Source organism: Aliirhizobium smilacinae (assembly GCF_006335145.1).
Lineage (GTDB): Bacteria > Pseudomonadota > Alphaproteobacteria > Rhizobiales > Rhizobiaceae > Neorhizobium > Neorhizobium smilacinae.
This window is the reverse complement of the sequence record NZ_VDMN01000005.1, coordinates 301,162-313,172: the sequence shown is the minus strand read 5'-3', so window position 1 is coordinate 313,172 and position 12,011 is coordinate 301,162. Positions and strand designations below refer to the sequence as shown.

Annotated in this window: 13 protein-coding genes and 1 pseudogene; 7 read left to right on the top strand and 7 right to left on the bottom strand. The window is 57.5% G+C overall.

Translation table 11 applies throughout. The features are described from left to right. Positions 1–5: 5 nt before the first annotated feature. The 5 genes and pseudogenes from FHP24_RS21405 to nirK form a co-directional block, all read right to left on the bottom strand. Complete coding sequence (locus FHP24_RS21405) at positions 6–1,001, bottom strand: MsnO8 family LLM class oxidoreductase (RefSeq protein ID WP_139678260.1); 996 nt, start codon at positions 999–1,001, stop codon at positions 6–8. 131 nt (positions 1,002–1,132) lie between these two features. Beyond that, positions 1,133–1,327: pseudogene (locus FHP24_RS21400) on the bottom strand (type II toxin -antitoxin system TacA 1-like antitoxin); the annotation flags it as partial. A gap of 90 nt (positions 1,328–1,417) precedes the next feature. Further along, entirely contained in the window at positions 1,418–2,122 is a 705-nt protein-coding gene (locus FHP24_RS21395) for a Crp/Fnr family transcriptional regulator (RefSeq protein WP_139678258.1), read from the bottom strand. A 96-nt stretch (positions 2,123–2,218) separates the two neighbouring features. Further along, a complete protein-coding gene (locus FHP24_RS21390) occupies positions 2,219–3,115 on the bottom strand; it encodes an SUMF1/EgtB/PvdO family nonheme iron enzyme (RefSeq protein ID WP_139678257.1) in 897 nt (298 codons plus the stop codon). Positions 3,116–3,197: 82 nt separating this feature from the next. Then, a complete protein-coding gene (gene nirK / locus FHP24_RS21385; RefSeq protein ID WP_139678256.1) occupies positions 3,198–4,337 on the bottom strand; it encodes a copper-containing nitrite reductase in 1,140 nt (379 codons plus the stop codon). Between the two features lie 460 nt (positions 4,338–4,797). Here nirK and napE point away from each other — a divergent pair, with 460 nt between their 5' ends. Genes napE through FHP24_RS21355 form a run of 6 tightly spaced genes read left to right on the top strand, consistent with a single transcriptional unit; the run spans position 4,798 to position 9,434 of the window. Then, positions 4,798–5,013 carry a periplasmic nitrate reductase, NapE protein gene (gene napE, locus FHP24_RS21380; RefSeq protein WP_139678255.1) on the top strand — a complete coding sequence of 72 codons (216 nt, stop codon included), beginning with the start codon at positions 4,798–4,800 and terminating at the stop codon, positions 5,011–5,013. Positions 5,014–5,018: 5 nt separating this feature from the next. Further along, entirely contained in the window at positions 5,019–5,519 is a 501-nt protein-coding gene (locus FHP24_RS21375) for a ferredoxin-type protein NapF (RefSeq protein ID WP_139678254.1), read from the top strand. After that, the gene (locus tag FHP24_RS21370; protein ID WP_139678253.1) at positions 5,512–5,793 is read left to right on the top strand and encodes a chaperone NapD; all 282 of its coding nucleotides are present in this window, start codon (positions 5,512–5,514) and stop codon (positions 5,791–5,793) included. Before FHP24_RS21375 ends, FHP24_RS21370 begins: the two co-directional genes overlap by 8 nt. Then, a complete protein-coding gene (napA, locus tag FHP24_RS21365; RefSeq protein WP_139678252.1) occupies positions 5,768–8,272 on the top strand; it encodes a periplasmic nitrate reductase subunit alpha in 2,505 nt (834 codons plus the stop codon). Before FHP24_RS21370 ends, napA begins: the two co-directional genes overlap by 26 nt. Then, positions 8,242–8,733 carry a nitrate reductase cytochrome c-type subunit gene (locus tag FHP24_RS21360; protein WP_139678251.1) on the top strand — a complete coding sequence of 164 codons (492 nt, stop codon included), beginning with the start codon at positions 8,242–8,244 and terminating at the stop codon, positions 8,731–8,733. Before napA ends, FHP24_RS21360 begins: the two co-directional genes overlap by 31 nt. Then, on the top strand, positions 8,730–9,434 hold the full coding sequence (locus FHP24_RS21355; RefSeq protein WP_180356076.1) for a NapC/NirT family cytochrome c: 705 nt from the start codon (positions 8,730–8,732) through the stop codon (positions 9,432–9,434). The genes FHP24_RS21360 and FHP24_RS21355 overlap by 4 nt, the downstream gene beginning before the upstream one ends. Positions 9,435–9,580: 146 nt before the next feature. Here FHP24_RS21355 and FHP24_RS21350 read toward each other — a convergent pair whose 3' ends face one another. Beyond that, positions 9,581–10,099 carry a DUF2249 domain-containing protein gene (locus FHP24_RS21350; RefSeq protein WP_139678250.1) on the bottom strand — a complete coding sequence of 173 codons (519 nt, stop codon included), beginning with the start codon at positions 10,097–10,099 and terminating at the stop codon, positions 9,581–9,583. A 70-nt stretch (positions 10,100–10,169) separates the two neighbouring features. Continuing rightward, complete coding sequence (locus tag FHP24_RS21345; RefSeq protein ID WP_139678249.1) at positions 10,170–10,448, bottom strand: DUF2249 domain-containing protein; 279 nt, start codon at positions 10,446–10,448, stop codon at positions 10,170–10,172. Positions 10,449–10,652: 204 nt separating this feature from the next. Between FHP24_RS21345 and hemN the strand changes: the two genes are divergently transcribed. Then, entirely contained in the window at positions 10,653–12,005 is a 1,353-nt protein-coding gene (gene hemN, locus FHP24_RS21340; RefSeq protein WP_139678248.1) for an oxygen-independent coproporphyrinogen III oxidase, read from the top strand. Positions 12,006–12,011: the final 6 nt, after the last annotated feature.

Here is a 12,011-nt window from a genome sequence, read left to right as displayed (position 1 = left end):
TTAAATCAGGCAGCCGCAGAGAGCGGCTTGCGGGACAGAAGTTCGATGGATGAAAGCCGCCGGTCCGCGCCCACTGCCGGTGGCTCCAGAATGAACTCTTCGATGCCGAAGGTTGCGGCCAGCCGCGACAGTTCGGCGTGGATGTCATCCGACGTTCCGTGAAGCACACTCGGCTTGCGTTCCTCGATACGGTAGGTCTTGGCACCCGCCTGCTGCGCGAACTCCTCTGCCTGGTCGCGCCGGCCGAGACTGACCGATTGCCCATTGTCTAGAAACACTTTGAAAACCTTCAGCCCCGAGACTTGTTCTGCGGCGTCGGAAGCGCTCTCGGATGCATATGCTGCAAGCGCCAGGATGGGCGCACGCCCACCACTTTCCTGACGATAGGTTTCGAGACTGAGGCGCAGATTTTCCGGATCACCGTTGAGATGGCCGGCAAAAACGAAATTCCAGCCTTGCCGGGCGGCCAGTTGCGCGCTGCCTGGACTTGCTCCCAGCAGAAAGCGTTCCGCCGTGACCGGAGGCTGGGGCCCCGCGAAGGCCAAGGAGGAATCTCTCTGTGTGGCAATGGAATTGTCGAGAATGGATGTCAGATCAGACAGCTGCGTCTCGAATTCCGGCTTTTCCGCCCGGTAAACCTGCAAGGCGACAGTTGCCTTAGGAAGGCCACCAGGCGCCTTTCCGATACCAAGATCAACGCGGCCCGGAGCCAGAGACGACAGGAGGTTGAACGCTTCCGCGACTTTGAACGGGCTGTAATGCTGCAGCATGACGCCACCGGAACCCACACGGATGCTGGAGGTGTTGGCAAGAATCCAGGACACCAGAACCTCCGGCGCAGAACTCGCCAACTCGGTCGATCCGTGATGCTCTGCGACCCAGAAGCGTTTATATCCTAAAGCTTCAGCCCGTTTAGCCAGATTGATTGTCGCCGATAAAGCGCCGTCCGCCGTCTGTCCATCTGTAATCGGGCTTTTATCGAGCAGGCTTAAGTTGTACATCTGCGACCTCACGCCACACCTTTAACATGCACCCATTTGTCTACTGATTTAATAGATAATGAAGGGCGATATTTGCGATTGCGATGAGTGAAGGGGAAAATTCTTCTGCGTCACCAAGACGGCACATGCATTCAGGGCAGTTTCACGCGCAACGTCGCCCACATCGAAGCGGAAGAGCTGGAAATGGTGCGTTTCAAATGTTCATTGCTATGCGCGGGAACATCAAGCCGGGCCAGGTATTCAATATAGACTTCGGGAGACACTTTGAAGATAGACCAGTTGAGCAATGCTTCCTCAGCGCGACGTTCGGATGCCTCCAACATAAAAATGGATAAGCACCGCGGAAAGGCATCAGAGACGTTTCTCAATCGCAATTCGCTTCCGGATTAGGACCAACCCGATAATCGGTGCAGCCGTTACCTTCGTCGCTGAAATTCGCCCTTTGCAATTTGTTCAAGCGCGAGGATATCTTTAACGAAGAGCTTCTGTCGTCCGCCCAGAACGAACCCCATTTGCTCCCAGGCACTCAGAATTCGCGAAACGGTATGTAAGGTCGTGCCAGTCATTTCGGCAATATCTTGGCGAGAAATCAGAAAATCGATGCGGATGCCACTCTCTTCCTTCTTCCCCGCCTTATTGGCGAGGCGAAGAACGGTATGGGCAACGCGACGCTCCACTTCCTCGGTGGACATTTCGCGAATGCGTACATGTGCCTCCTCCAACCTCTCACCGATGGTCTGCATGGCGGTCACGGCGAGGCGCGGATTATGCTCAACGAAATTCGGCCACAGTTCCGTCGGCCAGCACAAAGTCACGCTTTCAGCGACGGCAATCGCCGTGCCAGGATAATCCACACGTTGCAGCGCTCTGGCAAAGCCGAACAGATCGCCGGGATGCACAACCCGCACGATGATCTGCTGCCCGTCTTCCGTCACCTGCGTGACCTTCAAGCGTCCATGGAGCAGAAGATAAAAGCTGCTGGCAGCACCGCCTTGCTCGAAGACTGCCTCGCCCTGAGCAAAACGGCGAGCCGAAGCGTGCTGCAGCAAGCGATCGAGTTCTTCGTCCGGCATAAGATCGAAAAGTGAAATGGATCGGATAAGCGAACGGTCGATTTTCAAGGCAGGCTTATTCCTCGCTGAGAAGCCAGTCAGGTCGCATTTATAGCGGATACACAGCCTACTCTCCTCTCCCCAAGGGAATCGGGCTATGTCACGCTACATCGGCCGGCCCAAAATGGCAAAGAGCAGCGGTGCATACCAGCGCTTGTCGCGCACGAGACGAAACCCAACATTATCCGGCGGCGCCCCCACCGAGCAACCACCGCCTTTTGGCTCACGAATGAATGCGCTTAAAGGCGAGCTATGTTTTCCAGTTGCGATATAAATGCCGCAGCTTTCGACTTGAGATACCGGCTTGGAGTACCTGTCCAGCGTGACCCTGCGCAGACAGGTAGATGTCCATTCCCAGACGTTTCCTCCAAAATCGGCAAGGCCGTGTTCATTCTCGCCGAAACTTCCATAGGGTTGCGGATTGGGAATGCGGGACGCCTTGCGCGCGGTCTCGCGTTCGTAATCCGCCAGCCAACGCAACGCAGGGTTCTTGCTGCGAGGATCGATGCCAAGCGCATCATCGGGATACTTCGAGCCCGCAGCGAAGGCCAGTTCTTCAACCTTCGGCAATCGCCAAATCTCTCCCGTCTTGTCCGAGAGCCAACGGGCATAGGCGACGGCGTCATCGAAACTCACACCGTTTGCAGGCAAATCTGCACGTGATGGCGTAGAGGTCTCCCGGCGAATGCAGAAACCCTCCGTCACGCACCGATCATAGTTCTCGGTGCTCACCTGATATTTCGTGATCTCCAGTGATCGCTGGATAGTTTCAGTCATCGGTGCATCGACGACGAGGCCATTGCGAAAGAACTCTCCGCTTTGGCGATACGCCAAGCGACCCGCAGGTATGTTGACCGTTACGGGTATAAAGCCGCTGGATCCACGCCTCGGCAATAATCCGGACTGGAAACCAATTGCGCTTGCTAGCCCCGCAATAAGTGCCACCGGAAGGATAATCGAAGCGAGCGCATTATGCAGAAAAGCAACTCTGGGGATTGTCATAGGATCCTCCGATCCTCGTCCGGCCTCCTCTGGCCGGTATGGGGATGCGGCTCGACGCCCGTCCGGGGCCGAGCCGACATCGTCAGCCCGAGGTCGGCGTGACTACCGCCGTCATCAGGTCATCATTCCAGTCGCCGGTCACCTTGAAATGGCCGGCCGCGCCAAGTTCGAACGCCTCGATCAGATTGTGGTTTACATACGCGTAGATTCCGGGCTGCAGGAACGTGTAATAGGCCGCCCCGGCAGCACCTCCGGGTATGAACCATGTTTCCTGATCGAGTTCCGGCGGATTGGCGAACTTGCCGGTTGCCCAGACATAGTCGCCATGACCGCCGATCAGGTGTGGACGCGTGTCCCTGTTGGCCTGCGAATGCAGGATCAGAACCCGTTCTCCCACCTTTGCCTGAAGAGCGTTTTCGCCTGTCAACGCGCCGACCGCGCCATTGAACACGATATGCGTCGGCGTCAGGGTCTTCATGGCTTCCAGGACATCGGGATAAGCTTCCCCGGCACTCTCATATTTTTTGAACTGGCCTTTCTCATCCTTCGGAACGTAGAAATCCTGCTCGCCGACATAATAGACCTTGTCGTAAACAAGCTCTTGTCCCTTGTGGTCCTTGAGCCCGTCACGAGGCAGGACCATGATTGCGCCGTTCATGCCCGAGGTGACATGCCATGGCACCATGCCGGCTGGCGCGCAGTGGTAGACGAATACACCGGCCTTGGTCGCCTTGAAGCGCAGGACCGCCGTCTCGCCGGGGTTGACTACAGTCAAAGCCCCGCCGCCCAGCGCGCCGGTCGCCGAGTGGAAATCAATATTGTGCTGAAGTTCGTTGGTGTCGGGGTTGACGAGGGTCAGTTCGACATAGTCGTTCTGGTGGACGACCATCATCGGCCCCGGGACAGATCCGTTGAATGTCATCGCATGGACTTCCGTGCCCTTGTCATCGACGACGATCTTCTTTTCCTGGATGGTCATCTTGAACTCGACAACCTTCGGTGCGCCTTCAGCCTTCTGCGTGTGCGCATGCACGAAAGGTGGCCTTACCAGATCCACCTTGACGCGCTCAAGCGTCGCTATGTTAGCTGCTGTTACAGCGGCATTTGTCTTTATATCCCCGCCTTCGGCATGTGCAACAGACGTGACAACCGGCGCCAATGCGCCCGCCACGGCGACGCCGGCCAGCATGCTCCGCCGGGTCAACCGGAACTGTTCACTCATGAAAGTCTCTCCCTTTTCAAGAAACGAAGCAACTTATGCTCCGTGCTTCCGAAACTAGATCGACCAGAGCGACCGTTATTGCGCCAACACAAATAAAACGAAGAGTTGTCGCGCATAGGTAGACGAAAACAAACATTGCGCGTCCACCTGATCAAAGATATTTTTGGAGAAAACTGAAGCGCGGGTGCATGCAAGGGAGCATGTTACTCAAGTGTAAGACGGGCACCGGCGAATGGCCGGATGTCAGGCTTGATCGGTGACCTAACTCGCCTCAAGCAGGGATTGTTGCCAAAGAAGCGGCATGCGAATCCAGTCTATTTTTTAGACCCAGTGCATAAAATTTTGGCGAAACTTCGAGGGAATTGACGTTTATCAAGGCGAGCAGTCGGCACTCTTGGTTATGATCAAGGCATTTGATGCGTTTTTGCATCTTAGATTTTGACAGATATCGGATGCGAACATGGCAGAATCGACAGCAACTTTGGAGCAGACATCGTTCCGTAAGAAGCGACGCCGGGAGTTGCTGACTTTCGCCGTCCTAGCCTTTGGTATCTGGCCCATCGTCGCAGTCGGCACTGTGGCCAGCTACGGCTTCATGGTCTGGGCCTACCAGATTGTCTACGGACCGCCAGGCCCCCACGATATCACGCCGGCTCGGCCGAATTCGGCGGAGTGACAAGTATGAGCAAGGTCGCCAGCACGCGTCGCGCATTCCTGACGGGAAATACATTGCGCGAAACCGGCCACTATTACCCTCCCGGTGTAACGGACGAATCCGTCCGCAACTGTTCGGGTTGCGGTGGTTGTGCGGAGGTCTGCCCGACAAAGATCATCACGGTTCGCAGCCGCGTTCCAATCGTCGATTTCAAGGTTGGCGAATGCACCTTCTGCGGCAACTGTTCGAAACGATGTCCCGAGCGGGTTTTCCCGCCTGAACCCGCCGCATCCTTTACCCATCACGCCGTCATAACAGGCACCTGTCTTGCGTTGAACTTCGTCGATTGCCAGGCGTGTCGCGATGCCTGTCCGACGACGGCGATCCGGTTCAAGCCGCGGCTTGGCGGGCCTTTCGTGCCCGTGCTCGACACCGACCCCTGCACCGGTTGCGGTGCCTGCATTTCGGTCTGTCCAACCCAGTCCATCACCATGACGGCAAACACAACGGAGGTGGCACATGCGTGAACCACAGCATCACATATCGAGCGCCGTGGTCGTGACGCGGCCGGAAGCGGTCGAGCGCATGTCCGCAGCCCTTGCCGAAATCGAGGGGGTCGAGGTGCATGCTACGGGTGGCGGCAAGATCGTCATTGTTATCGAAGGTCCAAGCTCCGGCTTTCTCGGTGAAACACTGATTGGAATTTCGGCGATGGACGATGTCATCGCCGCACACATGGTTTTCGAACAGACAATTTCAGAAAAGGAGATGTCGGATGACGGCAGAACTCACGCGGCGTGATGTGCTGAAGGCGCAGGCCGCTGCGATCGCGGCCTCGACGGCCGGCATCGCCATGCCGGCATCCGCCCAATCCGTCCCGGGCGGTGTTGCCGCACTGGAGATCAAGTGGTCGAAGGCGCCCTGTCGCTTCTGCGGCACCGGTTGCGGTGTCATGGTTGGCGTGAAGGAAAACCATGTCGTCGCCACCCATGGCGACATGGAGGCCGAGGTCAATCGCGGCCTCAACTGCGTCAAGGGCTATTTCCTGTCGAAGATCATGTACGGCAAGGACCGCCTGACGACACCGCTCTTGCGCAAGCGCAACGGCGTCTTCGACAAGGAAGGCGAGTTCGAGCCCGTTACCTGGGAGGAAGCTTTCGACATCATGACCGAGAAGGCCAAGAAGACGCTGAAGGAAAAGGGGCCGACGGCGCTGGGCATGTTCGGCTCCGGCCAGTGGACGATCTTCGAAGGGTATGCCGCGACCAAACTGATGCGCGCCGGTTTCCGCTCCAACAACCTCGACCCCAATGCCCGCCACTGCATGGCGTCTGCCGCCTACGGCTTCATGCGTACCTTCGGCATGGATGAGCCGATGGGTTGCTACGACGATTTCGAGCATGCCGATGCCTTCGTGCTGTGGGGCTCGAACATGGCGGAGATGCATCCGATCCTTTGGACACGCCTCGCCGACCGCCGCCTTGGTCACGAGCACGTCAAGGTTTCGGTTCTTTCGACCTTCACCCATCGCAGCATGGACCTTGCCGATATTCCGCTGGTCTTCAAACCCGGCACCGATCTGGCGATCCTCAACTACATCGCCAACCACATCATCCAGACCGGTCGCGTAAATCAGGAATTCGTCGACAAGAACACCAAGTTCATGCAGGCGACCACCGATATCGGTTACGGCCTGCGCCCGGAACACCCACTGGAAGTGAAGGCAACCGGCGCAGCCAAGGCTGCCGAGATGACGCCGATCGATTTCGAGGCGTTCAAGAAGCACGTTTCCGAATATACGCTCGACAAAGTTGCCGAACTGGCCGGCGTCGACAAGGCGTTTCTGGAGCAGTTGGCCGAGCTTTATGCCGACCCGAAGGTCAAGGTAATGTCGCTCTGGACCATGGGCTTCAACCAGCATGTCCGTGGCGTCTGGGCCAACCAGATGGTCTACAATATCCATCTGCTCACCGGCAAAATCTCCGAGCCGGGCAACAGCCCGTTCTCGCTGACCGGCCAGCCCTCGGCCTGCGGCACAGCCCGCGAGGTCGGCACGTTTGCGCACCGCCTGCCGGCCGACATGACCGTGACCAACCCGGAACATCGCAAACATGCCGAGGAACTGTGGAAGATCCCGCACGGCATCATCCCGGAAAAGCCGGGCTACCACGCCGTCGAGCAGGACCGCATGCTGCATGACGGCAAGCTGAACTTCTACTGGGTTCAGGTCAACAACAACATGCAGGCCGCTGCCAACAACAGCAACGAGGCCTATCTCGGGTACCGCAACCCGGATAATTTCATCGTCGTCTCGGACGCCTATCCGACCGTCACCGCCATGTGCGCCGACCTGATCCTGCCCGCCGCCATGTGGGTGGAAAAGGAAGGCGCCTACGGCAATGCCGAACGCCGCACCCATGTCTGGCATCAGCTGGTCAACGCACCGGGCGAGGCCCGTTCCGACCTCTGGCAGCTGGTGGAATTCTCAAAACGTTTCACCACCGAGGAAGTCTGGCCGCAGGACATCCTGGACCAAAGCCCGGACTACAAGGGCAAGACGCTCTATGAAGTCCTGTTCCAGAACGGTCAGGTCGATCAGTTCCCCGCAACCGAGATCTCGCCTGACTACGAGAACCGCGAGGCAAAAGCCTTCGGCTTCTACCTGCAAAAGGGGCTGTTCGAGGAATATGCCAGCTTCGGCCGCGGCCACGGCCACGATCTTGCGCCCTACGATATGTACCATCAGGTCCGCGGCCTGCGTTGGCCGGTGGTTAACGGTGAAGAGACCAAGTGGCGTTACCGCGAAGGTTACGACCCTTACGTCAAGGCCGGAGAAGGCGTGAAATTCTACGGTCAGAAAGACGGTCGTGCCGTCATTCTGGCAGCACCCTACGAACCACCGGCAGAATCTCCGGATGACGAATTCGGCTTCTGGCTGGTCACCGGCCGCGTGCTGGAGCACTGGCATTCCGGCTCCATGACCATGCGCGTCCCCGAACTCTACAAGGCATTTCCGGGTGCCCGCTGCTTCATGAACGGCGACGACGCGCGCCGGCTTGGCATCAACCAAGGCGGACAGGTGAAAATCCAGTCGCGACGCGGCGAGATCATCAGCCGGGTGGATATCCGCGGCCGCAACCGCATGCCGCATGGCGTGATCTTCGTGCCGTGGTTCGACGCCAGTCAGTTGATCAACAAGGTCACGCTCGACGCCACCGACCCCATTTCCAAACAGACGGATTTCAAAAAATGCGCAGTCAAGATCCTTGCCGTCGTCTGAGCCGGCGTCTCTGGACGCTTTTCGCGCTCGCTCTGTGCCTGGTAACGGGTACGGTGGCTCTTGCGCAAACAGTGCCGCAACTCTCGGGTCGTGCTAGCCCGATGGAAAATACCGGTGCAGACCCGCTGCCGAAATGGATCGTCGATGACATCCAGAAGATGCGCAACTATCCCGACCAGCCGCCAGTGATTCCGCATTCGATCGAAGGCTACCAGCTGTCGGTCAACACCAATCGCTGCATGTCCTGTCATCGGCGTGAATTGACCGAGGGCTCGGGTGCGCCGATGATCAGTGTCACCCATTACATGAACCGCGAAGGTCAGATGCTCGCCGATGTTTCGCCGCGGCGTTATTTCTGCACTGCATGCCACGTTCCGCAAGCCGACACGCGACCGCTGGTGGACAACATGTTCAAGGACATGAGCGAACTGGGCTTCAAACCGGCGGGATCTGGACAATGATCGGCATGGTCAAAGCAGTCATCCTGTGGGCCTGGCGTATTCTCGCTACGCCCGCTGGAACCTTAGGCCTCGGCTTTCTCACACTTGGCGGTTTTGTGGGAGGGGTACTGTTCTGGGGTGCGTTCAACACGGCGCTGGAAGTGACCAATACCGAAAAATTCTGCACCGGCTGTCACGAAATGAAGGCCAACGTCTATGAAGAATTGACGCGCACGGTCCATTTTTCCAACCGTTCGGGTGTCCGCGCCTCCTGCCCGGATTGCCACGTGCCGCATCAATGGACCGACAAGATCGCCCGCAAGATGCAGGCCTCCAAGGAAGTTTGGGGCAAGATTTTTGGCACGATCAGCACGCGCGAGAAGTTTCTGGACAAGCGGCTTGAGCTTGCCCAACACGAATGGGCACGGCTGAAGGCCAATGACAGCCTGGAATGCCGGAACTGCCACTCGTCTATCGCGATGGATCTGACCAAGCAGACGAAACGCGCCGCTGAAATACACACGCGTTATCTTCTTGCTGGAAAGGCAACCTGTATCGATTGCCACAAGGGCATTGCGCATGAACTTCCCAATATGGATGGCGTCAATCCCGGCTGGAAGGTTCCAGCTGAACTGATGGGTAAGGCCGCAACCCATGGCCTTCAGGACACGGATCAATTGGCAGCTTACCTAGCCGCCCGAGAAGGTCACATCATCGACTAATCCGCTTCTAACGATGTCGGCTCCTGATGGGACGGCAACGTCTTTTGGCCGCCAAACCGCAAGACGAAGGTGGCTGACGGGTTAGCGGTGATAACGGAAGATAAAACGAGGATTGGAATAACGAGGCCGAAGGAGCGCGGCAGGTTTCAGTCGGTTAGTCCTGCGCGGATGAGCATCCGATAGACTTTGCCAGAACCATCCGAGGCTCCGACCCAAAGGTGGCCCCTGCTTTCCAGTTCCGCAGCCAGGAATGCGGGTTCACTGGCGAGGAGCACAAACAAGACTTCGCCTGGTTCCATCAGAGAAAGTCGCGACAATACCTTTTCCATCGGCATTGGTGGTGGCGCATCGACAAGATCGAGTTGCCACAGAGGTTCCGGCCAATCCGAAGCGTTTTCGGCACCGCTCGACACAGCAACCCGAGCCGCTTGGTCGGCTGATGGCGAAAAGGTAATTTCCCAGTCGCCGTTCTCAAACTCCTGCATTTCGCTTGAAAACCCCTGCCGGCTCATTAGCGACAGGAGGGGCGTTGGCTTGAATGTGGAGAGAAGCCGCAGCCCCTCTCCTGGTGCCAATGACTGAACTGTCGCCATGATGTCCTTAAAAGGCTCCCCGCCTTCACGCAGAATAGGACGGATATCGAGTTGCTTGTAAACCTGCGACATGCCGTGTCTCCCCGCGTAGCGATATGGCTGGTTCCGTTTGACCCGGCGGCATCAAACTAGCCGACGTGTTTCAGTGATGGCCACCGCAGGAGCAACCGCAACCGTCATGCTTGAGCCGCTTGAGCTCGACCTTCCAAAGCGGGCCATGCTCGAGATATTCCCATCCGAAAAGGCCGGTGAAATGACTGTCGAGATGCATGCGCAACGGGATCGGATCGTGATCCACGATAATGTGCAGCACCTCTCCGGGCTCGAGTGTCTCCAGCGTGCCGAAAATGCGCCGATGGCGCTGAGCTCCCGGAATCTCGCGAACATCGATCGAGAGAACTTCACCAAGCTTTGCAGTCATCGTCTATACCGTCCTTCATCTGCCCGCGAGATATGTGGGGCCTGGGGCGCGGCCTATGGCCTTTTGCTAACACGCGCGAAAAAGTCCCTCCTTGTTTCGGCTCAAAGATCTTTCAGATCCAGCCAATCCGTTCGCTGCTTGGCATTCGGCAAAGAAGGATAGGTGTGCGACCTCTACTTTTGCTCCTGTCACAGGAGTTGAACGATGAAGAGAAGCATTCTTGAGCGATATGGCGACGCCCGGCTACCGCGCTACACCAGCTATCCGACCGCGCCGCGGTTTTCTCCGTCCATTGGGCCCGGAACCTATGGCGACTGGTTATCCCAGATCGATGGCGGCGATCCCATCTCTCTTTATGTACATATACCGTTCTGTCGGTCGATGTGCTGGTATTGCGGTTGTCACACGACAATCACCCTGAAAGATCAGCCGATACTCGACTACCTCGATATGCTGAAGCGCGAAATAGGTCTGGTGGCCGAGGCCATGTCGAAAAAAGCGGAAATTGCCACGGTCCATTTCGGCGGCGGCACGCCGACAATCATGGAACCTGCCGAATTCCTTGATCTTGACTTTCACCTGCGCAGCCACTTCTCTTTTGCCAAGAATACGGAACTGGCTGTGGAGATCGATCCTCGCACTCTAACCGGTGAGATGATCTCCGCACTCGGCAAGGCCGGTGTTACCCGCGCGAGCCTTGGCGTACAGAGTTTCGATCCGAAAGTGCAAAAGGCGATCAACCGCATTCAGACAGCAAGCCAGACCCGTATCGCAACAGAAGGCCTTCGCGCTGCCGGCGTCGGGAACATCAATTTCGACCTCATCTACGGCTTGCCGCATCAGACAGTTGCCTCGGCAGTCGAAACGGCTGAAACCGCCATATCGATGCGGCCCGACCGATTCGCTGTTTTCGGCTATGCCCATGTCCCGACCTTCAAGAAACATCAGCGCCTGATCGACGAGGCAGCCCTCGCAGATGCAGCCGGACGCCATGCACAAGCGGAAGCGATTGCAGAGACTTTGCTCGATGCCGGATACAGGCAGATCGGGCTCGACCATTTTGCCCTTCCCGGCGACAGCCTCTCGATAGCCGCCAAAACCGGATCGCTGCATAGGAATTTTCAGGGATATACAACGGATGCCTGCGAAACCCTGATCGGCTTCGGTGCCTCTGCTATCGGCCGCTCGGTTCACGGCTACGTACAGAACGAAGTCGCGATCGGCCGATACGCACAGTCGGTCGCGACCGGCCAGCTCGTTACCGCAAAGGGCTATCGCCTGACGGCCGACGACAGGTTGAGAGCGGATATCATCGAGCGGATCATGTGTGATTTCTCGGTCGATCTTGCCGCAATATGCCAGTCCCATGGCGTCTGCGTAGATGCGGTCGTGAATGGGAATTCGCAGCTTCAACGTCTGCTCGCAGATGAGATCGTTACTTTGGAGAACAGCGTCCTACGCCTGCGCGGTGAAGAGCGTTTTCTGGTCAGGGCCGTTGCGGCCTGTTTCGATGCCTACCTGGACCATACAGGCCGCACCCATTCAAAAGCGGCCTGAGCGATT

Bases quoted from the DNA above. Each gene is read 5' to 3' on its own strand.
- FHP24_RS21405 (WP_139678260.1), bottom strand. From the start codon at position 1,001: ATGTACAACTTAAGCCTGCTCGATAAAAGCCCGATTACAGATGGACAG.
- napE (WP_139678255.1), top strand. From the start codon at position 4,798: ATGGCAGAATCGACAGCAACTTTGGAGCAGACATCGTTCCGTAAGAAG.
- FHP24_RS21390 (WP_139678257.1), bottom strand. From the start codon at position 3,115: ATGACAATCCCCAGAGTTGCTTTTCTGCATAATGCGCTCGCTTCGATT.
- FHP24_RS21350 (WP_139678250.1), bottom strand. From the start codon at position 10,099: ATGTCGCAGGTTTACAAGCAACTCGATATCCGTCCTATTCTGCGTGAA.
- napA (WP_139678252.1), top strand. From the start codon at position 5,768: ATGACGGCAGAACTCACGCGGCGTGATGTGCTGAAGGCGCAGGCCGCT.
- FHP24_RS21360 (WP_139678251.1), top strand. From the start codon at position 8,242: ATGCGCAGTCAAGATCCTTGCCGTCGTCTGAGCCGGCGTCTCTGGACG.
- hemN (WP_139678248.1), top strand. From the start codon at position 10,653: ATGAAGAGAAGCATTCTTGAGCGATATGGCGACGCCCGGCTACCGCGC.
- FHP24_RS21370 (WP_139678253.1), top strand. From the start codon at position 5,512: ATGCGTGAACCACAGCATCACATATCGAGCGCCGTGGTCGTGACGCGG.
- FHP24_RS21345 (WP_139678249.1), bottom strand. From the start codon at position 10,448: ATGACTGCAAAGCTTGGTGAAGTTCTCTCGATCGATGTTCGCGAGATT.
- nirK (WP_139678256.1), bottom strand. From the start codon at position 4,337: ATGAGTGAACAGTTCCGGTTGACCCGGCGGAGCATGCTGGCCGGCGTC.
- FHP24_RS21375 (WP_139678254.1), top strand. From the start codon at position 5,019: ATGAGCAAGGTCGCCAGCACGCGTCGCGCATTCCTGACGGGAAATACA.
- FHP24_RS21355 (WP_180356076.1), top strand. From the start codon at position 8,730: ATGATCGGCATGGTCAAAGCAGTCATCCTGTGGGCCTGGCGTATTCTC.